Source organism: Bradyrhizobium sp. 18BD, from assembly GCF_054185225.1.
This window is the reverse complement of the sequence record NZ_JAVAYL010000024.1, coordinates 54,253-72,697: the sequence shown is the minus strand read 5'-3', so window position 1 is coordinate 72,697 and position 18,445 is coordinate 54,253. Positions and strand designations below refer to the sequence as shown.

At 64.9% G+C, this 18,445-nt stretch carries 15 protein-coding genes; 2 read left to right on the top strand and 13 right to left on the bottom strand.

What is annotated here, in order from left to right:
• Window positions 1-154: 154 nt before the first annotated feature.
• A complete protein-coding gene (locus tag RAD16_RS33775) occupies window positions 155-2,365 on the bottom strand; it encodes a primosomal protein N' (RefSeq protein ID WP_458162173.1) in 2,211 nt (736 codons plus the stop codon).
• A gap of 113 nt (window positions 2,366-2,478) precedes the next feature.
• On the opposite strand from RAD16_RS33775, the gene RAD16_RS33770 reads away from it, so the two are divergent.
• Window positions 2,479-3,444 (top strand): tyrosine recombinase XerC, encoded by a 966-nt coding sequence (locus RAD16_RS33770; protein WP_326899796.1) that lies wholly within the window; start codon window positions 2,479-2,481, stop codon window positions 3,442-3,444.
• Between the two features lie 120 nt (window positions 3,445-3,564).
• Window positions 3,565-4,155: a DUF4337 domain-containing protein gene (locus tag RAD16_RS33765; RefSeq protein WP_458162171.1), complete on the top strand. Its 591-nt coding sequence runs from the start codon at window positions 3,565-3,567 to the stop codon at window positions 4,153-4,155.
• A 140-nt stretch (window positions 4,156-4,295) separates the two neighbouring features.
• Here the strand turns inward: RAD16_RS33765 and RAD16_RS33760 are convergent, their stop codons facing one another.
• From RAD16_RS33760 to RAD16_RS33705, 12 genes are all read right to left on the bottom strand, one after another.
• Window positions 4,296-4,826, bottom strand: coding sequence for a hypothetical protein (locus RAD16_RS33760; protein WP_458162169.1), 531 nt, complete (start codon window positions 4,824-4,826; stop codon window positions 4,296-4,298).
• 33 nt (window positions 4,827-4,859) lie between these two features.
• Entirely contained in the window at window positions 4,860-6,260 is a 1,401-nt protein-coding gene (gene lpdA, locus RAD16_RS33755; RefSeq protein ID WP_458162168.1) for a dihydrolipoyl dehydrogenase, read from the bottom strand.
• A gap of 57 nt (window positions 6,261-6,317) precedes the next feature.
• On the bottom strand, window positions 6,318-7,079 hold the full coding sequence (locus RAD16_RS33750; protein ID WP_458162167.1) for an SDR family oxidoreductase: 762 nt from the start codon (window positions 7,077-7,079) through the stop codon (window positions 6,318-6,320).
• Window positions 7,080-7,134: 55 nt separating this feature from the next.
• Window positions 7,135-8,373 carry a 2-oxoglutarate dehydrogenase complex dihydrolipoyllysine-residue succinyltransferase gene (gene odhB, locus RAD16_RS33745; protein WP_458162166.1) on the bottom strand — a complete coding sequence of 413 codons (1,239 nt, stop codon included), beginning with the start codon at window positions 8,371-8,373 and terminating at the stop codon, window positions 7,135-7,137.
• Between the two features lie 181 nt (window positions 8,374-8,554).
• Window positions 8,555-11,512: a 2-oxoglutarate dehydrogenase E1 component gene (locus RAD16_RS33740; RefSeq protein WP_458162164.1), complete on the bottom strand. Its 2,958-nt coding sequence runs from the start codon at window positions 11,510-11,512 to the stop codon at window positions 8,555-8,557.
• A gap of 137 nt (window positions 11,513-11,649) precedes the next feature.
• Window positions 11,650-12,534: a succinate--CoA ligase subunit alpha gene (sucD, locus tag RAD16_RS33735; protein WP_458162163.1), complete on the bottom strand. Its 885-nt coding sequence runs from the start codon at window positions 12,532-12,534 to the stop codon at window positions 11,650-11,652.
• Window positions 12,535-12,567: 33 nt separating this feature from the next.
• Window positions 12,568-13,047 (bottom strand): DUF1579 family protein, encoded by a 480-nt coding sequence (locus tag RAD16_RS33730; protein ID WP_458162162.1) that lies wholly within the window; start codon window positions 13,045-13,047, stop codon window positions 12,568-12,570.
• A 4-nt stretch (window positions 13,048-13,051) separates the two neighbouring features.
• On the bottom strand, window positions 13,052-14,248 hold the full coding sequence (gene sucC, locus RAD16_RS33725; RefSeq protein ID WP_458162160.1) for an ADP-forming succinate--CoA ligase subunit beta: 1,197 nt from the start codon (window positions 14,246-14,248) through the stop codon (window positions 13,052-13,054).
• A 200-nt stretch (window positions 14,249-14,448) separates the two neighbouring features.
• Complete coding sequence (gene mdh / locus RAD16_RS33720) at window positions 14,449-15,417, bottom strand: malate dehydrogenase (protein ID WP_035702908.1); 969 nt, start codon at window positions 15,415-15,417, stop codon at window positions 14,449-14,451.
• 337 nt (window positions 15,418-15,754) lie between these two features.
• A complete protein-coding gene (gene zapE, locus RAD16_RS33715; protein ID WP_458162159.1) occupies window positions 15,755-16,939 on the bottom strand; it encodes a cell division protein ZapE in 1,185 nt (394 codons plus the stop codon).
• A gap of 146 nt (window positions 16,940-17,085) precedes the next feature.
• Window positions 17,086-17,622: an RNA 2',3'-cyclic phosphodiesterase gene (gene thpR / locus RAD16_RS33710; RefSeq protein WP_271510461.1), complete on the bottom strand. Its 537-nt coding sequence runs from the start codon at window positions 17,620-17,622 to the stop codon at window positions 17,086-17,088.
• Window positions 17,623-17,794: 172 nt separating this feature from the next.
• Window positions 17,795-18,430, bottom strand: coding sequence for a GDSL-type esterase/lipase family protein (locus tag RAD16_RS33705; protein WP_458162158.1), 636 nt, complete (start codon window positions 18,428-18,430; stop codon window positions 17,795-17,797).
• Window positions 18,431-18,445 lie beyond the last annotated feature (15 nt).

Genomic DNA, 18,445 nt, shown 5'->3' with positions numbered 1-18,445 from the left:
TGAAAACAAGCCCGCCGTCTTGGGGGACGGCGGGCTTTTTCGTGCCTTCGTCATTGCGAGGAGCGCAGCGACGAAGCAATCCAGACTGCCTCCGCGGAGAGATTTCTGGATTGCTTCGCTTCGCTCGCAATGACGGGGAGAGAGCGGTGGGGCGTTACAAAAAGCTCTGCGGATCGACGTCCACTTCGAGCTTCTGATTGCCCTTCGGCTTCGGGCACACCGCGAGCCAGTTGCGCAAATAGTCCGACAGGTCAAAGCCGCGTGCCGATTTCACCAGGATGCGGAAACGGTAGCGGCCCTTGATCACGGCGAGCGGGGCTTCCGCCGGGCCCAGCACCACCACGCGCTCGTCGCGCGGCGCGAGCGCGACGAGACGGCGGCCGAGGCCTTCCGCGCTCGGGCGGTCACCGGCTGAAATGATCAGGCTCGCGAGCCGGCCGAACGGCGGATAGAGCGTGCGTTCGCGCAGGTCGATCTCGCTGTCGTAAAAAGCCTCGCGGTCGCAGGCGATCAGCGCCTTCATCACGGGATGATCGGGCTGGTGCGTCTGCAGATAGCCGACGCCGCGGCCCTGCTCGCGGCCGGCGCGGCCGATCACCTGGTTGAGCAATTGCCATGTGCGCTCCGCGGCGCGCGGATCGCCATTGGACAGGCCCAGATCCGCATCGACGACGCCGACCAGATTGAGCCGCGGGAAATTGTGGCCCTTGGCGACGAGCTGCGTGCCGATGATGATGTCGACGCGCCCCTCCGCGATCTCGGCAAGCTCGCTGCGCATCGTCTCGATCGAGGTTATGAGATCGCTCGACAGCACCATGGTGCGCGCATCGGGGAACAGCGCAGCGGCTTCTTCCTGCAGGCGCTCGACGCCGGGGCCAACCGCGACCAGCGATTCCTCCGCCGAACAGTTCGGACAGAGATGCGGCCGCGGCATCGAGAAGCCGCAATGATGGCAGACCAGGCGCTGGCGGAAACGGTGATCGACCAGCCAGGCGTCGCAGATGGTGCAGGCGAAGCGATGGCCGCAGGCGCGGCACAGCGTCAGCGGCGCATAGCCGCGGCGATTGAGGAATAGCAGCGCCTGCTCGCGCTTTTCGATCGCCTTTCTGATCTCGCCGGCCAGGCGCGGCGAGATATAGCGGCCGCGCGCGGGCGGCTCGCGGCGCAGGTCGATGGCCTCGATATGCGGCATGTGCTGGCCGCCGAAGCGCGAGGGCAGCGCGATGCGCTGATAGCGGTTCTTGCGCGCGTTGACCTCGGATTCGACCGACGGCGTTGCCGAGGCCAGCACGATCGGAATCTTTGCGATATGCGCGCGCACCACCGCCATGTCGCGGGCGTGATAATGCACGCCCTCGTCCTGCTTGTAGGCCTGGTCGTGCTCTTCATCGACCACGATGAGGCCGAGATTGGCGTAGGGGAGAAACAGCGCCGAGCGCGCGCCGACCACGACCGGCGCGGTGCCCTCGGAGATCGCCGCCCAATTGCGCGCGCGGGTGCGCGGCGTCAGCTCGGAGTGCCATTCGATGGGGCGCACGCCAAAGCGCTGCGCGAACCGGTCGAGGAACTGGCCGGTGAGCGCGATCTCCGGCATCAGGATCAGCGATTGTTTTCCGCGGCGGATCGCTTCGGCGACCGCTTCGAAATAGACCTCGGTCTTGCCCGAGCCGGTGACGCCGTCGAGCAGCGCGACGTGGAAGGTGCCGTTGGCCGCGAGCGCGCACAGCGTATCGGCGGCGGTACGCTGCAGCGGCGAGAAATCCGGCCGGCCGAAATCCGGATCGGGTGCGGGTGGCGGCGGAGCCGGCGGCATCGGCTCGACCGTCAGCGTGCCCTCGTCGACGAGGCCGTCGATCACGCCGGCGGAGACGCCGGCTTCCTTGGCGGCTTCCGACTTGCCGTGCAGCAGCCGGTCCGACAGCACCTCGATCACGCGCTGGCGTGCCGGCGTCAGCCGCCTGGGGGGATCGCCGACCAGGCGCACGCCGGGGCGCACCCGCTCGGGGCCGAGATTCTCGCCCATCCGCAGGCACATGCGCAGCACCATGCCGCGCGGGCTCAGCGTGTAATTGGCGACCCAGTCGACGACCGAGCGCAGCTCGGGCTTCAGCGGAGAAACCTCGATCTTCTCGCTGACCTCCTTGAGGCGGTTGTGCAGGCGCGGATCCGGATTGGCGTTCTCCGCCCAGACCACAGCCAGCACCTCGCGCGGCCCGAGCGGCACGCCGACGAGATCGCCCGCCTTCAGCTCCATCCCGCGCGGGACCTTGTAGGAATAGGTCTGGTCGAGCGCGACCGGCACCAGCACGTCGACCATGCGGGTCGCGTTGGCGGGGGCGGCGTTGCTGCGCGACGACTGATCCATGGGGTGGAGAATCGGTACCTTGGGGCCTTGAGGCTAGCGCCGCGGGGCGGCCTTAGCGAACAGTAAACGGGTGTGATGCGATATACTGTGCGGAATCATTACGTCCAGAGCGCATGAGCAAAGCAGCCGCCCCACAAATCGAGCTCGCCAGCGCCGATCCCTCGATCGCGCTGGAGATGACGCGCTGGCTGTCGCATCTCGGCGCCGAGCGGCGGCTGTCGCCGAAGACGCTGGAGGCCTATGGCCGCGACTTAAGGCAGTGCCTGGATTTCCTGTGCAGCCATTGGGGCGAGCGCGTGACGCTGGAGCGGTTCGCCTCGCTCGAAGCCACCGATGTGCGCGCCTTCATGGCGATGCGCCGCGCCGACGATATTGCCGGCCGTTCACTGATGCGCGCGCTGGCGGGACTGCGCTCATTCGGCCGCTTCCTCGAGCGCGAGGGCAAGGGCAAGGTCGGCGCCTTGTCCGCGATCCGCGCGCCGAAGGTCGCCAAGAGCCTGCCGAAGCCGCTGCCGATGGCATCGGCCAAGCGTCTTGCCGATGCTGACGAGCGCGCCGGCGAGGAACGCGAGACCTGGATTCTCGCGCGCGATGCCGCGGTGATGGCGCTGCTCTATGGCTCGGGCCTGCGCATCTCCGAAGCGCTTGGCCTGAAGCGGCGCGAGGTGCCGCGGCCCGGCGAAGGCGACGTGCTGGTCGTGACCGGCAAAGGCAACAAGACCCGCATGGTGCCGGTGCTGCAGAACGTGCTGGAGCTCGTGCAGGAATACGTCGCGATGTGCCCGTATCCACTGCCGGCGGAAGGCCCGATCTTCGTCGGCGCGCGCGGCGGTCCGCTCAGCCCGCGCATCATCCAGCTCGCGATGGAGCGGCTGCGCGGCGCGCTCGGCCTGCCCGATAGCGCCACGCCGCACGCGCTCCGCCATTCCTTCGCCACACATCTGCTCTCGCGCGGCGGCGACTTACGCGCGATCCAGGAATTGCTCGGCCATTCCTCGCTCTCGACCACGCAGATCTACACCGGCATCGATTCCGAGCGCCTGCTGGAAGTCTATGCCAGCGCGCATCCGCGGCGGTGACGCGACTGAACCAGCGCTGAATGGCCGCTGCTGCCTGACATGAAGCTGTCATAGGGCGCGTGCCTCTTGCGCGGCGCCCGCGGTTCGGTCAATCGTTGGGAACCGAACAGGAGGGGAATCATGAGCGCACATGAAAGCATGGAGCATGCCGAGCACGCCGAACACGCGTCCGGCTCGAACAAGAAGATCGCGCTCCTGATCGCGGTGCTGGCGCTGTTTCTGGCGATCTCGGAAACGCTCGGCAAGGGCGCCCAGACCGAGGCGATCAGCAAGAACGTCGAGTCCGCCAATCTCTGGGCGTTCTTCCAGGCCAAGACCATCCGCCGCACCGTGGTGCTGACCGCATCCGAGCAGGGCAAGCTCACGCTCGGCGCCACCACCGACGAGGCGCAGAAGGCGGCCGTGCAGAAGCAGGTCGACGACTGGACCAAGACCGCGCAACGCTACCGCTCCGAGCCCGAGACCGGCGAAGGCACCGAGCAGCTCGCCGAGAAGGCCAAGCACGCCGAGCACGAGCGCGACGAGGCGACCGCGAAATATCATCATTTCGAGCTGGCCTCGGCCGCGTTCCAGATCGGCATCGTGCTGGCCTCGGCCACTATCATCACCGGCATCATCGCGCTGGCTTATGTCGGCGGCATCTTGACGCTCGCCGGTATCGTCATGACCGGCCTCGGCCTGTGGTGGCCGCATCTGCTGCATTTGCATTAGTTGGTACGCTGTCGCGCTCAATCCGTCATTGCGAGGAGCGAAGCGACGAAGCAATCCAGACTGCCTCCACGGAGGGATTCTGGATTGCTTCGCTGCGCTCGCAATGACGGAGAATTATAGCGAGAGCGCCTCTTAGAAACTCAGCGCGCTTCGTGCACGCTCTTCCTGAAACGCTGGATCAGGCGCAGCGTCCTTGACGACCAGCCTTCGCCGTTGCCGGCGATCAGCTCGCGGATGCGGCGCTTGATCGGGTCGACCAGCTCGGTGGCCTTGGCGCGGACCTTCAGCACCAGATCGTAGATCCGCTCGAACCAGTGCATCTCCAGCAGCTTGTCGCGCGTGACGTCGAACACGAAGGCGGTGACGCCGACGCCGAGCAGCTTTGCGAACAGAAACGTGGATACGCCGGTCAGCCAATATTCGTGGGTGAGCAGCCACAGGCCGATCAGCTTGAGCGGAAACAATGGGATGATCGGCACGGCGAAGATGATCAGCGTCGTCGCCGGCGACAGCGCGTTGACGCGCACCGTCAGCCATTGCTTGAAGCGTGCGAGCGGGATGGCTGCGACAACCCGCGCGACGATCGGCTCGAGATGGTCCCACAGCCAGGCTTCGATCAGGAAGATGATCGCCAGCAGGACCCAGACCGGTTGAAGTAGGCGGCGCAGCATGTGTTGTCCCGCCCGATTCGTTCGGGGCGTGACCTACATATGGATGGCCCGCTTGCCGACTGCAAGCGCGGCCTCCTTGATGGCTTCCGAGCGGGTCGGATGCGCGTGGCAGGTGCGGGCGAGATCTTCCGCACTGCCGCCGAACTCCATGAGAACGCAGGCTTCGTGGATCATTTCGCCGGCTTCGCGGCCGATAATGTGCACGCCGAGCACGCGATCGGTCTTCGCATCTGCGAGAATCTTCACAAAGCCGTCGGTGGTCTGGTTGACCTTGGAGCGGCCGTTGGCGGTAAAGGGAAACTTACCGACGGTATAAGCGACACCGGCCTGCTTCAGCTCTTCCTCGGTCTTGCCGACGGCGGACACTTCCGGCGTGGTATACACGACGCCTGGGATAACGTCGTAATTCACGTGGCCGGCTTGCCCAGCGAGGATCTCAGCGACTGCAACGCCTTCATCCTCGGCCTTGTGCGCGAGCATCGGGCCTGCGACGACGTCGCCGATGGCATAGACGCCCTTCAGGCTGGTCGCGAAATGCGGATCGATCTGCACGCGGCCGCGATTGTCGAGCGCAACGCCGGCTTCCTTCAAGCCGAGACCATCGGTGTAGGGCACGCGGCCGATGCAGACGAGCACGACGTCGGCTTCGATGGTTTCAGGCGCGCCACCGGCGGCCGGCTCGACCGTCGCCTTCAGCGTCTTGCCCGCGGTGTCGACGCCGGTGACCTTGGCGCCGAGCTTGAACGCAAAACCCTGCTTCTCGAGGATGCGCTGGAATTGCTTGGCGATCTCGCCGTCCATGCCGGGCAGGATGCGATCGAGGAATTCAACGACGGCGACTTCGGCACCGAGCCGCTTCCACACCGAGCCGAGCTCGAGGCCGATCACGCCGGCGCCGACGATGAGCAGCTTGCCCGGGACCTTGTCCAGCGACAGCGCGCCGGTCGACGAGACGATGCGCTTCTCGTCGATCTCGATGCCCTTCAGGCGCGCGATGTCCGAGCCGGTGGCGATGACGATGTTCCTGGTCTCGATCACCTGCGACTTGCCGTCGGCGGAGACTTCGACCTTGCCGGTGCCGAGGATCTTGCCGGTGCCCTTGAGCACGTCGACCTTGTTCTTCTTCATCAGGAACTCGACGCCCTTGACGTTGCCGTCGATGCCCTGCTGCTTGAAGTTCATCATCGCGGGAAGCTCGAGCTTCGGCGCGGAGACGGACACGCCCATCTTGGCGAAGGAGTGCGCGGCTTCCTCGAACATTTCGGAGGCGTGCAGCAGCGCCTTCGAGGGCATGCAGCCGACGTTGAGGCAGGTGCCGCCGAGCGTGGCGTTCTTTTCGACCACGGCGACCTTCATGCCGAGCTGGCTGGCGCGCACCGCGCAGACATAACCGCCAGGTCCGGTGCCGATGACGACGAGATCGTAGGTAGCCATGAGAGAAAGTCCCGTAAGTTTAGCGTGATGAGGATGTGTCAGCGTCCGCGCGGCGCGTCAGCGTCCGCCGGACACATCGAGAATGGCAGAGGTGACGTAGGAGGCATCGTCCGACATCAGCCAGACGATGGCGTTGGCGATTTCATCGGCGGTGCCGACGCGCTTCATCGGCACCATATGGGCGAGGCGATGATGCCGGTCGGGCTCGCCGCCGGAAGCATGGATGTCGGTGTCGATCAGGCCGGGGCGGATGCCCGCGACGCGAATGCCTTCGCTTGCGACCTCGTAGCCGAGGCCGATGGTGAAGGAATCGATCGCGCCCTTGGAGGCGGCGTAGTCGACATAGGTGTTGGGCGCGCCGAGCTTGGCGGCGACCGATGACAGATTGACGATGACGCCGCCCTTGCCGCCATGCTTGGTCGACATCCGCTTCACCGCTTCACGCGCGCAGAGGATCGAGCCGGTGACGTTGACGGCCAGCACGCGCTGGATGCGCTCGGCCGACATTTCGTCGACGCGCACGCCGCTCTTGCCGACGATGCCGCCATTGTTGACGAGCGCGGCAAGCGTGCCGAATTTGTCGGCTTGCTTGAACAGATCGAGGATGTCGCCTTCCTCGGCGACATCGCATTTCACCGCGATCGCCTTGCCGTTGCCGGCCTCGATCTGCGCGACAACCTCGTCGGCGGCCTTCTGGTTGCTGGCATAGCCGACCACGACGCGGTAGCCGCGCGCGGCCGCCGCAATCGCAGTCGCCCGCCCGATGCCGCGGCTGCCGCCGGTGATGACAACGACTTTATCCGTCACGCGCGCCTCCATGGTTCGACATGCGCCGTCGCGCAGGGAGGCGACGGCGCTCGCAGAGCATCAGGGATCAGAGATCGAGCACCAGACGCGCCGGATCTTCCAGGCTCTCCTTGACGCGAACCAGGAAGGTGACGGCTTCCTTGCCGTCGATGACGCGGTGATCGTAGGATAGCGCCAGATACATCATCGGGCGGACCTCGATCTTGCCGCCGACGACCATCGGACGATCCTGGATCTTGTGCATGCCGAGGATGCCGGACTGCGGCGCGTTCAGGATCGGGGTCGACATCAGCGAGCCGTAGATGCCGCCGTTGGTGATGGTGAAGGTGCCGCCCTGCATCTCGTCGATCTTGAGCTGGCCGTCACGGGCGCGGCGGCCGAAATCGGCGATGCCCTTCTCGATGTCGGCGATCGACTTGTGGTCGCAGTCGCGCACGACGGGCACGACGAGACCCTTGTCGGTGCCGACGGCGACGCCGATGTGGTAGTAGTTCTTGTAGATCAGGTCGGTGCCGTCGATCTCGGCGTTGACGGCCGGGATGTCCTTCAGCGCCTGCACGACGGCCTTGGTGAAGAAGCCCATGAAGCCGAGCTTGCCGCCATGCTTCTTCTCGAACGCATCCTTGTAGTGGGCACGCAGCGCCATGACGTTGGTCATGTCGACCTCGTTGAAGGTCGTCAGCATGGCCGCGGTGTTCTGCACGTCCTTGAGGCGGCGCGCGATGGTCTGGCGCAGGCGGGTCATCTTGACGCGCTCTTCGCGGGCAGCGTCATCGGCCGGCGACGGCGCGCGCACCTGAACGGCGGCGGCAGGCTGGTTGACCGGGGTCGGCGCTGAAGCCGCACGCTCGATCGCGGCGAGCATGTCGCCCTTGGTGACGCGGCCGTCCTTGCCGGAGCCCGGAACGGTCGAGGCATCGACGCCGGTCTCGGCCGACAGCTTGCGAACGGACGGGGCGAGCGGCGCATCGGCCGGCGGCGCCTTCGCAGCCGGAGCCGGCGCGGGAGCGGCGGCAGCCGGAGCAGCAGCAGCCGGCTTGGCGGGCGCGGCAGCGGGCTTGGCAGCGCCGGCACCGTCGGTGATCTGGCCGAGCAGCGCGCCGACCGCAACGGTCGCGCCATCGGCGGCGATGATCTCGCTCAGCGTGCCGGCGGACGGCGCCGGGACTTCGATGGTGACCTTGTCGGTCTCGAGCTCCACCAAGGGCTCGTCGACGGCGACCGGGTCGCCGGCCTTCTTGAACCAGCGGCCGATGGTGGCCTCGGTGACGGATTCGCCGAGCGTCGGCACACGAATTTCAGTCATGGTCTTTTCCTTAAGGAGATCGCCAATGCGGTCATGAATTCCGGATGTCATCGGCCAGCGAAAAGCAGGCCATCCAGCAAGCCGGGACGCATCGCATTCACGAGCACGTCACGAGTTACTGGATGCCCCGCCCTTGTGCGCGATTGCGCACTGGGGCGGGGCATGACGCAGTTCAGAAAGGTCAGCTCAGTGCTTCGTCCAGGAACGCCTTCAACTGCGCCTGATGCTTGGACATCAGACCAGTGGCTGTCGCGGCGGAAGCGGCGCGGCCGACATAACGCGGACGCCGGCTCACGCCGTTCACCTGGTTGAGCACCCATTCCAGATAGGGCTCGATGAAGTGCCAGGCACCCATGTTGCGGGGCTCTTCCTGGCACCACACCACTTCAGCCTTCTTGAAGCGCGACAGCTCGGCCACCAGCGCCTTCAGCGGCACCGGATAGAGCTGCTCGACGCGCATCAGGTAGATGTCGTCGATGCCGCGCTTCTCGCGCTCTTCGTACAGATCGTAATAGACCTTGCCGGAGCAGAGCACGATGCGGCGGATCTTCTCGTCGGGGACGAGCTTGGTCGCCTCATTCGGCTGCATCTGGGCGTCATCGTACAGGATGCGGTGGAACGTCGTTCCCTTCGCGAGCTCTTCGAGACGCGAGACCGCGCGCTTGTGGCGCAGCAGCGACTTCGGCGTCATGACGATCAGCGGCTTGCGGATCTCGCGATGCAGCTGGCGGCGCAGCACGTGGAAGTAGTTCGCCGGCGTGGTCGGGTAGACCACCTGCATGTTGTCTTCCGCGCACATCTGCAAATAGCGCTCGAGACGCGCCGAGGAGTGCTCCGGACCCTGGCCCTCATAGCCGTGCGGCAAGAGGCAGACGAGACCGGACATACGCAGCCATTTGCGCTCACCCGAGGAGATGAACTGGTCGAACACGACCTGCGCACCGTTGGCGAAATCGCCGAACTGGGCTTCCCACAGCGTCAGCGTGTTCGGCTCGGCGAGCGAGTAGCCGTATTCGAAGCCGAGCACGGCCTCTTCCGACAGCAGCGAGTTGATGACCTCGTAGTGGCCCTGCTCGTGGCCGAGATGGTTGAACGGCGTGTAGCGGCTCTCGTCTTCCTGGTCGATCAGGACCGAGTGGCGCTGCGAGAAGGTGCCGCGCTCCGAATCCTGGCCTGACAGGCGCACGTGGTGGTTCTCGTTGAGCAGCGTGCAGAACGCCAGCGCTTCGCCGGTCGCCCAGTCGATGCCGTTGCCGCTGTCGATCGCCCTGGAGCGGTTCTCCAGGAAGCGCTGGATGGTGCGGTGAACGCGGAAACCGTCCGGCGCCTTGGTGATCTTGCGGCCGATGTCCTTCAGGATCGGCAGGTCGACGCCGGTGACGCCGCGACGCGCATCCTCTTCCTGGTCGGCGATCTTGAAGCCGGACCACTTGCCGTCGAGCCAGTCGGCCTTGTTCGGCTTGTAGGAGGTGCCGGCCTCGAACTCGGCATCGAGCCGCGCGCGCCAGTCGGCCTTCAGCTTGTCGACCTCACCCTCTGTGACGACGCCTTCGGCAATCAGGCGCTTGGAGTAGAGCGTGAGTGTCGAGGGATGGGCCGCAATCCGCTTGTACATCACCGGCTGGGTGAAGGCCGGCTCGTCGCCCTCATTGTGGCCATAGCGGCGATAGCACCACATGTCGATCACGACGGGCTTGTGGAACTTCTGACGGAATTCGGTCGCGACCTTGGCCGCGAACACGACGGCTTCCGGATCGTCGCCGTTCACGTGGAAGATCGGCGCGTCGATCATCTTCGCCACATCCGACGGATAGGGCGAGGAGCGCGAGTAACGCGGATAGGTGGTGAAGCCGATCTGGTTGTTGACGATGAAGTGGACGGAGCCGCCGGTGCGGTAGCCCTTCAGGTCCGACAGGCCGAAGCATTCCGCGACCACGCCCTGGCCCGCGAACGCCGCGTCGCCATGCATCAACAGCGGCATCACGGAGATCCGCTGGTCCGGCGGATCGCCGTGCTGGTCCTGCTTGGCGCGCACCTTGCCGAGCACGACGGGATCGACGATCTCGAGATGCGACGGGTTGGCGGTCAACGACAGATGGATGCGGTTGCCGTCGAACTCGCGGTCCGAGGACGCGCCGAGGTGATATTTGACGTCGCCCGAGCCTTCGACCGCATCGGGATTGGCCGAGCCGCCCTTGAACTCGTGGAACAGCGCGCGATGAGCCTTGCCCATCACCTGGGTCAGCACGTTGAGGCGGCCGCGATGCGGCATGCCGAGCACGACTTCCTTCACGCCGAGATTGCCGCCGCGCTTGATGATCTGCTCGAGCGCGGGGATCAGCGATTCACCGCCGTCGAGGCCGAAGCGCTTGGTGCCGGTGAACTTGGTGTCGCAGAATTTTTCGAAGCCCTCGGCCTCGACCAGCTTCATCAGGATGGCGCGACGGCCTTCGCGGGTGAAGGAGATTTCCTTATCCGGACCCTCGATGCGCTCCTGGATCCAGGCCTTCTGCGCAGCATTGCTGATATGCATGAACTCGACGCCGAGCGTCTGGCAGTAGGTGCGCTCGCAGATGGCGGTGATCTCGCGCAGGTTGGCGAATTCGAGACCAAGCACGTGATCGAGGAAGATCTTCCGGTCGAAATCGGCCTCGCTGAAGCCGTAGGTGCGCGGATCGAGCTCTTCGCGGTTGCGCGGGGCTTCGATGCCGAGCGGATCGAGCTTGGCGTGGAAGTGGCCGCGCATGCGGTAGGAGCGGATCAGCATCAGGGCGCGGACGGAGTCGCGCGTCGCCTGGAGCACGTCGGCGGAGGAGATGTCGCCTCCCTTGGCCTGCGCCTTGGCGGCGATCTTGGCACCGACCGCCTTCTCGACTTCGGCCCAGTTGCCGTCGAGGGCGGAGGTGAGATCGTCCTTCGGGGTCAGCGGCCAGTTGGCGCGCTCCCAGGACGGGCCCTCGGCGTTCTTCCGGACGTCAGCGGGCTGGTCGTTGAGGCTCTTGAAGAACTCCTGCCACTCGGCGTCGACCGAGGACGGGTCCTTCTCGTAGCGGGCGTAGATTTCGTCGATGTAGGTGGCGTTGGTGCCCTGCAAAAAGGATGAGAGGGCAAAGGCTGCGTTCGCGTCCTGGCGAGACATACTTGAGTTCCTGGCGATTTCGGTTCGCGCATAACAAACGGCGCTGGCGTCGGGCTCCCCGGCAGAGGCCCGACGCGGCTGGCACCATTTAGCCTATTTGCTGCGAAACTTCGCCCGGAAAAGCACGAAGAAGTGAATTAGCTCTTCAACTTTTCGGCAAGCGTGTGGCCGAGGCGGGCGGGTGACGGGGACACTGTAATCCCTGCCGATTTCATCGCCTCGGTCTTGGAACCGGCGTCGCCCTTGCCGCCCGAGATGATCGCGCCGGCATGACCCATGCGGCGGCCGGGAGGCGCCGTGACGCCGGCGATGAAGCCGACCATGGGCTTCTTGCGGCCGCGCTTGGCCTCGTCCTTGAGGAACTGGGCGGCGTCTTCCTCGGCGGAACCGCCGATCTCGCCGATCATGATGATCGATTCGGTCTTGGGGTCGGCCAGCAGCATTTCGAGGACGTCGATGAACTCGGTGCCCTTGACCGGGTCGCCGCCGATGCCGACCGCGGTGGTCTGGCCGAGGCCTTCCTGGGAGGTCTGGAACACGGCTTCATAGGTCAGCGTGCCCGAGCGGGAGACGATGCCGACCGAGCCGGTCTTGAAGATGTTGGCGGGCATGATGCCGATCTTGCACTCGCCGGCGGTCATGACGCCCGGGCAGTTCGGCCCGATCAGGCGCGACTTGGAGCCGGCCAGCGAGCGCTTCACGCGTACCATGTCGATGACCGGAATGCCTTCGGTGATGCAGACGATCAGCGGGATCTCGGCGTCGATGGCTTCGCAGATCGCATCCGCCGCGCCCGGCGGCGGAACGTAGATCACCGAGGCGTCGGCGCCGGTCTTCTCACGCGCATCGCGCACGGTGTCGAACACCGGCAGGCCCAGATGCGTCGAGCCGCCTTTGCCCGGCGAGGTGCCGCCGACCATCTTGGTGCCGTAGGCAAGCGCGGCTTCCGAGTGGAAGGTGCCGTTCTTGCCGGTGAATCCCTGGCAGATGACCTTGGTGTTCTTGTCGATCAGGATGGACATGAGGTCTGCTTTCGCGAACTAACGAGTGAGAGGTCAGTGGATGCGGCGGTAGACGCCGGTGAGCACGTCAGCCCAGCCTTCCGCGTCCGGCGAGAACTGGATCTTCAACGAGTAGGAATTGTCGTCGATGATCTCGTAGACGTGGCGCGCATTGCCGCGGAGCGAGCCGCGCACCAGCGTCAGGGTATTGCCGACCCACCCGCCGGAAGCGGGCGAGGGCGGCGTGTAGCCGAGCGAGTCGTACCAGAACAATTTGTAGGTCCGGTCGTCACGATCGTAGGTGAAGATGCCGTGGGTGGCGAAGCTCTGCTTGCCGTCACGCATCTGCACCGAGTCCTGGATCAGGTAGAAGCCGTTGAGGTCCATGCGCGCCTTGACATGAGAGGTGGCAGAGCCACCCTCCACCCAGCGCGACGGAAAGACCATCTCCTCACCATCCCATTCGCCGGCAAACGCCGACAGGCGCATGTGTTCGGTGAGCGGGGATGATGCGGCGAGATGGTCTTGGGTCATGGCCTTAGCCTCCCTTGACGGCCTTCACGATCTTCTGCGCGGCGTCGTCGAGATTGTCGGCCGGCACCACGTTCAGGCCGGATTCTCGGATGATCTTCTTGCCGAGCTCGACATTGGTGCCTTCGAGGCGAACCACCAGCGGCACGCTGAGGCCGACCTCGCGCACGGCGGCGGTGACGCCCTCGGCGATCACGTCGCACTTCATGATGCCGCCGAAGATGTTGACCAGGATGCCCTTCACGTTGGGATCGGCGGTGATGATCTTGAACGCGGCCGCGACCTTCTCCTTGCTGGCGCTGCCGCCGACGTCGAGGAAGTTCGCCGGCGCCATGCCGTAGAGCTTGATGATGTCCATCGTCGCCATGGCGAGACCGGCGCCGTTGACCATGCAGCCGATGTTGCCGTCGAGGGTGACGTAGTTGAGGTCGTACTTGGACGCCTCGATTTCCTTGGCGTCTTCCTCGGTCTCGTCGCGCAGCGCGAGCACTTCGGGATGACGGAACAGCGCGTTGTCGTCGAACGACACCTTGGCGTCGAGCACGCGGAGCTGGCCCTGCTTGGTCACGACCAGCGGGTTGATCTCCAGCATCGACATGTCCTTGGCGACGAAGGCCGCGTAGAGCTGCGCGGTGAGCTTCTCGGCCTGCTTGGCGAGATCACCGGAGAGCTTCAGCGCGTTGGCAACGGTGCGGCCGTGATGGCCCATGATGCCGGTCGCGGGATCGACCGAGAAGGTCACGATCTTCTCGGGGGTGTTGTGCGCGACGTCCTCGATGTTGACGCCGCCTTCGGTCGAGACGACGAAGGAGACGCGCGAGGTTTCGCGGTCGACCAGGAGCGAGAGATAGAACTCCTTGTCGATGTCCGAGCCGTCCTCGACGTAGAGGCGGTTGACCTGCTTGCCGGCAGGGCCGGTCTGGATCGTCACGAGGGTGGCGCCGAGCATCTGCTTGGCGAATTCGGTGACCTCGGCGGCCGACTTGGCGATGCGGACGCCGCCCTTGTCGCCGGCACTGGCTTCCTTGAACTTGCCCTTGCCGCGGCCGCCGGCATGGATCTGGCTCTTCACCACATAGACCGGACCCGGCAGCGCCTTGGCAGCGGCTTCCGCGTCGGCGGCCTTGAGAACCGGGACGCCCTTGGAGATCGGCACGCCGAACTCACCCAGCAGCGCTTTGGCCTGATATTCATGGATATTCATATGGTCGCTCCCTGAACCCGCGGGCGGTGACCCCACGGGCCCACCTCAGTCTTGTGGCTGGCATACCATATACCACAGGAACTGCAACCCGGATTCTTTGACATCGAGATCTCGGACCCGGAACCCACCCCGGTCAGCAGGGGTCCGGAAGTGAAACCGCCGAAGACCGGTTTTCGATCTTCGGCGGGGATTTTTGCGCCTTAGCGGCCGAGAAGATCGGGTGCGATCTTCTTGCAGGCGTCCACCAGGCCCTGCACCGCGCCGACCGACTTGTCGAAGGCCTCGCGGTCCTTGCCGGCGAGCTCGATCTCGACGACGCGCTCGACACCCTTGGAGCCGATCACGACAGGCACGCCGACATACATGTCCTTCACGCCGTATTCGCCGTTGAGGTAGGCGGCCGACGGCAGCACGCGCTTCTTGTCACGCAGATAGCTCTCGGCCATCGCGATCGCGGACGCGGCCGGGGCGTAGAAGGCCGAACCGGTCTTGAGCAAATTGACGATCTCGGCGCCGCCGTTGCGGGTGCGGTCGACGATCTCGTCGAGGCGCGCCTGCGAGGTCCAGCCCATCTTGACGAGGTCGGGCAGCGGGATGCCGGCGACGGTGGAGTACTTCACCAGCGGCACCATGGTGTCGCCATGGCCGCCGAGCACGAAGGCGGTGACGTCTTCGACCGACACGTTGAACTCGTCAGCCAGGAAGTAGCGGAAGCGCGCCGAATCGAGCACGCCGGCCATGCCGACGACCTTCTTGTGCGGCAGGCCGGAGGCCTTCTGCAGCGCCCAGACCATCGCGTCGAGCGGGTTGGTGATGCAGATGACGAACGCGTCGGGGGCGTACTTCTTGATGCCGGCGCCGACCTGCTCCATGACCTTGAGGTTGATGGAGAGGAGGTCGTCGCGGCTCATGCCGGGCTTGCGCGGCACGCCGGCGGTGACGATGCAGACCTTGGCGTTGTCGAGGGCTTCGTACGAGTTGGCGCCGCTGTAGTGCGCGTCGAAACCGTCGACCGGCGAGGACTGCGCAATGTCGAGCGCCTTGCCCTGCGGCACGCCCTCGGCGATGTCGAACATCACGACGTCGCCCAGTTCTTTCAGACCGATGAGGTGAGCCAGCGTTCCGCCGATCTGACCGGAGCCAATCAAAGCAATCTTGTCGCGCGCCATGTGAACCTGTCCTTTAGACACGTAAGGAGGGAAAACTGAGAGGGTGGTTATCCCTTTCGCCTCCCTCGTTCAAGTCGGTGGGTGCCCAATTGTCGGGCTTGGCGAGAGAGCAGCCAGCATACCCCGCCGTCATTCCGGGATGCGCCGACAGGCGCAGGCCCGGAATCCATAACCACGCCCGCGCTTGCGGCTTGCCGCATTCGCGGCAAATTGAAGATGGCGCACCCCCTTAACTCTTTGCGCGAATGGCCCAGGGGCCAAGCGCGCCGGGAGTATGGATTCCGGGCTCGCGCTACGCGCGCCCCGGAATGACGCTGGGAAGATGGTGAAATAGGACTTAAGTCTCCACCAGGCCCTTGGTGGAGCCGCTGGCGGTGGAATCCTTGCGGCCGTGAGGCAGCGCCAGATAGGACTCCGAACTCATTTCGATCAGGCGCGACGACGTGCGCTTGAACTCCATCGCCTCGGTGCCCTCATCGGCGATGTAGAGCGAGATCGGGTTGGCATCGGCCGAGGCCATCAGCTTCACGGCATTGTCATAGAACGTATCGATCAGCGTGATGAAGCGCTTGGCGGCGTTGCGCTGGGAGAAGTCCATCACTGGAATATGGTCGACCAGGACGGTGTGATAGTCGTGCGCGAGCCTGAGGTAGTCGGATGCGCCTAACGGCTTCTCGCAGAGATCGGCGAATTTGAAGCGCGCCACGCCGTGGGCCGAGCACGGCACCTGCAGGGTGCGGCCCTTGATCGAGATGTCGCGCGACTTGCATTTGGCATTGCCGGTCATCTTCGCCCAGGCGCGGTCGAGCGCGGCATCGGCATCGCCGTCGGCGGGCGTCAGCCACATCGGCACGCCCTGAAGTTTTTCCAGACGGAAGTCGGTGCGCGCATCGAGCCGCGAGACATCCATGTGGTCGGTGATCTGCTTGATGAAGGGCAGGAACAGCGCGCGGTTCAGGCCGCCCTTGTAGAGATCGTCGGGCGCAACGTTGGAGGTCGCGACCACGACGGTGCCGAGCTCGAACAGCTTTGCGAACAGGCGTCCCAGGATCATCGCGTCCGCGATGTCGGTGACGTGGAATTCGTCGAAGCAGAGCAGCCAGCTCTCCTCGAAGATCGCAGTCGCCGTCAACGCGATGACGTCGCCATCGGCGATCTCGCCGCGCGCGATGCTCTGGCGATAGTCGTAGATGCGCTCATGCGTTTCCGCCATGAATTCGTGGAAATGCGCGCGGCGCTTGTAATCGACGGTCGAGTGCTGGAAGAACAGATCCATCAGCATGGTCTTGCCGCGGCCGACCTCGCCATGGATGTAGAGCCCGTGCGGCGCCTCGTCCTTGTCGCCGCCGAACAGGCGGCTGAGCAGGCCCTGCTTGCGCTGCGGCTTGTAGTTCGCGAGCCGCAGGTCCAGCGCGGCATAGGCTTCGGCGACTTCAGCCTGCGCGGCATCGGGCTCGATCACGCCTGATGCGACCTGGGCCTGATAGGCTTCGCTGAAGGAGGAACTGGGGGTGGAGAGCATGGCTCTTTACCGCCAGAGACCGGCGGAAATTGCAAGCCGTCAATTGGTGGACGGGGTATGCGGATTCGTATCCCGGACACACCGCAGCGTGCAACACTGCTGCGCAGATCCGGGACCCACCGTTTCGTACATCGCGAAAGAGCGACCTACTCACACAGCTCGTAGGCGTCCTCGACGACATACGGGCCGCCGCCGGTCGATGCGCGCGACGAGAACAAGACAAAACGTTCGGCCGTGAACGCCTTGCTTGGAAAATAGCCGCGGATCGAGAGATAGTCGGCGACGTCGCGGTCGGAGGCGTCGTGCAGACGGGCCAGCGTGACATGCGGGATGAACTTGCGTCCCTCCGGATCGAGACCGATCCGCTGCATCATGCGCTCGAGCTCGGCCTGCAACTCCATCAGCGGCTTGCTCGGCGCGATGGTGGCGACCACCGCGCGCGGCTTGCGGCCGCCGAAGCTGGTCAGCCCCTGCACCTTCACCTCGAACGGTTTGCGGTCGACGCGAAACAGCATCGAGGCGATCTCGTTGGCGGAGACGCCGTCGATATCGCCGATGAAGCGCAACGTGACGTGATAATTTTCGGGATCGATCCACCGGGCGCCGGGAAGGCCGCCCCGCAAGTTGGAAAGCGACTGGCCGATCTCGGCCGGAATTTCCAGACCAGTGAACAAACGCGGCATCGTTTCGCACTCCCGATGCTTGGGTACAGTCCCTGAGCAGGACCCTATCCAAATTAGAGCCGGCGACGAATCACCGGTACCCTGATTCCTATCGCAGTTGTGTGACTCTGCGAAGCTTGCCGCGCCTCACCCCGGTAAAACCCTGGGAATTAGGGTTAGCGCTGCCTGCTTTTCATCGCCCTTGCTCGCTTATGTTGCGCAAAAATGCCTCCACTGTGGGCATGATGTTGCCGACGATGATGTCGACGCCGGCTGCCGTCGGATGAATGCCGTCGGCCTGGTTGAGCTTGGCGTCGGCGGCGACGCCGTCAAGGAAGAACGGATAGAGCGGCACGTCGAATTTCTTCGCCAGATCCGGATAAATCGAATTGAAGCGCGCGGCGTATTCGGCACCGTAATTCGGCGGCGACACCATTCCGCACAGCATCACCGCGATCTTGCGCGCCTTGAGACGCTGGACGATCTCGGTGAGCGCGGTGCGCGTCAGATCGGGATCGATGCCGCGCAGCGCGTCGTTGGCGCCGAGCTCGATGATGACGCCGTCGGTTCCGTCAGGGACCGACCAGTCGAGCCGGTCACGGCCGCCGGAGGAGGTATCGCCGGACACCCCGGCATTGGTCATGTCGACGGCTATGCCTTTGGCCTGCAAGGCTTTTTGGAGCTTGGCGGGGAATGCCTCCTGGGCCGGAAGGCCGAGGCCGGCGCTCAGGGAATCGCCTAAAACGACAAGCTTGGCCGGCTTTGTCGCCTCTGCCCAAGCCGGATTGGCAACGGTCATCAAAGCGACCATCAACACGGCTATGTGCATGAAGAATCCGTAACG

Coding starts and splice junctions, on each gene's coding strand:
- RAD16_RS33775 (WP_458162173.1), bottom strand. CDS start 2,365: ATGGATCAGTCGTCGCGCAGCAACGCCGCCCCCGCCAACGCGACCCGC.
- RAD16_RS33770 (WP_326899796.1), top strand. CDS start 2,479: ATGAGCAAAGCAGCCGCCCCACAAATCGAGCTCGCCAGCGCCGATCCC.
- RAD16_RS33765 (WP_458162171.1), top strand. CDS start 3,565: ATGAGCGCACATGAAAGCATGGAGCATGCCGAGCACGCCGAACACGCG.
- RAD16_RS33760 (WP_458162169.1), bottom strand. CDS start 4,826: ATGCTGCGCCGCCTACTTCAACCGGTCTGGGTCCTGCTGGCGATCATC.
- lpdA (WP_458162168.1), bottom strand. CDS start 6,260: ATGGCTACCTACGATCTCGTCGTCATCGGCACCGGACCTGGCGGTTAT.
- RAD16_RS33750 (WP_458162167.1), bottom strand. CDS start 7,079: ATGGAGGCGCGCGTGACGGATAAAGTCGTTGTCATCACCGGCGGCAGC.
- odhB (WP_458162166.1), bottom strand. CDS start 8,373: ATGACTGAAATTCGTGTGCCGACGCTCGGCGAATCCGTCACCGAGGCC.
- RAD16_RS33740 (WP_458162164.1), bottom strand. CDS start 11,512: ATGTCTCGCCAGGACGCGAACGCAGCCTTTGCCCTCTCATCCTTTTTG.
- sucD (WP_458162163.1), bottom strand. CDS start 12,534: ATGTCCATCCTGATCGACAAGAACACCAAGGTCATCTGCCAGGGATTC.
- RAD16_RS33730 (WP_458162162.1), bottom strand. CDS start 13,047: ATGACCCAAGACCATCTCGCCGCATCATCCCCGCTCACCGAACACATG.
- sucC (WP_458162160.1), bottom strand. CDS start 14,248: ATGAATATCCATGAATATCAGGCCAAAGCGCTGCTGGGTGAGTTCGGC.
- mdh (WP_035702908.1), bottom strand. CDS start 15,417: ATGGCGCGCGACAAGATTGCTTTGATTGGCTCCGGTCAGATCGGCGGA.
- zapE (WP_458162159.1), bottom strand. CDS start 16,939: ATGCTCTCCACCCCCAGTTCCTCCTTCAGCGAAGCCTATCAGGCCCAG.
- thpR (WP_271510461.1), bottom strand. CDS start 17,622: ATGCCGCGTTTGTTCACTGGTCTGGAAATTCCGGCCGAGATCGGCCAG.
- RAD16_RS33705 (WP_458162158.1), bottom strand. CDS start 18,430: ATGCACATAGCCGTGTTGATGGTCGCTTTGATGACCGTTGCCAATCCG.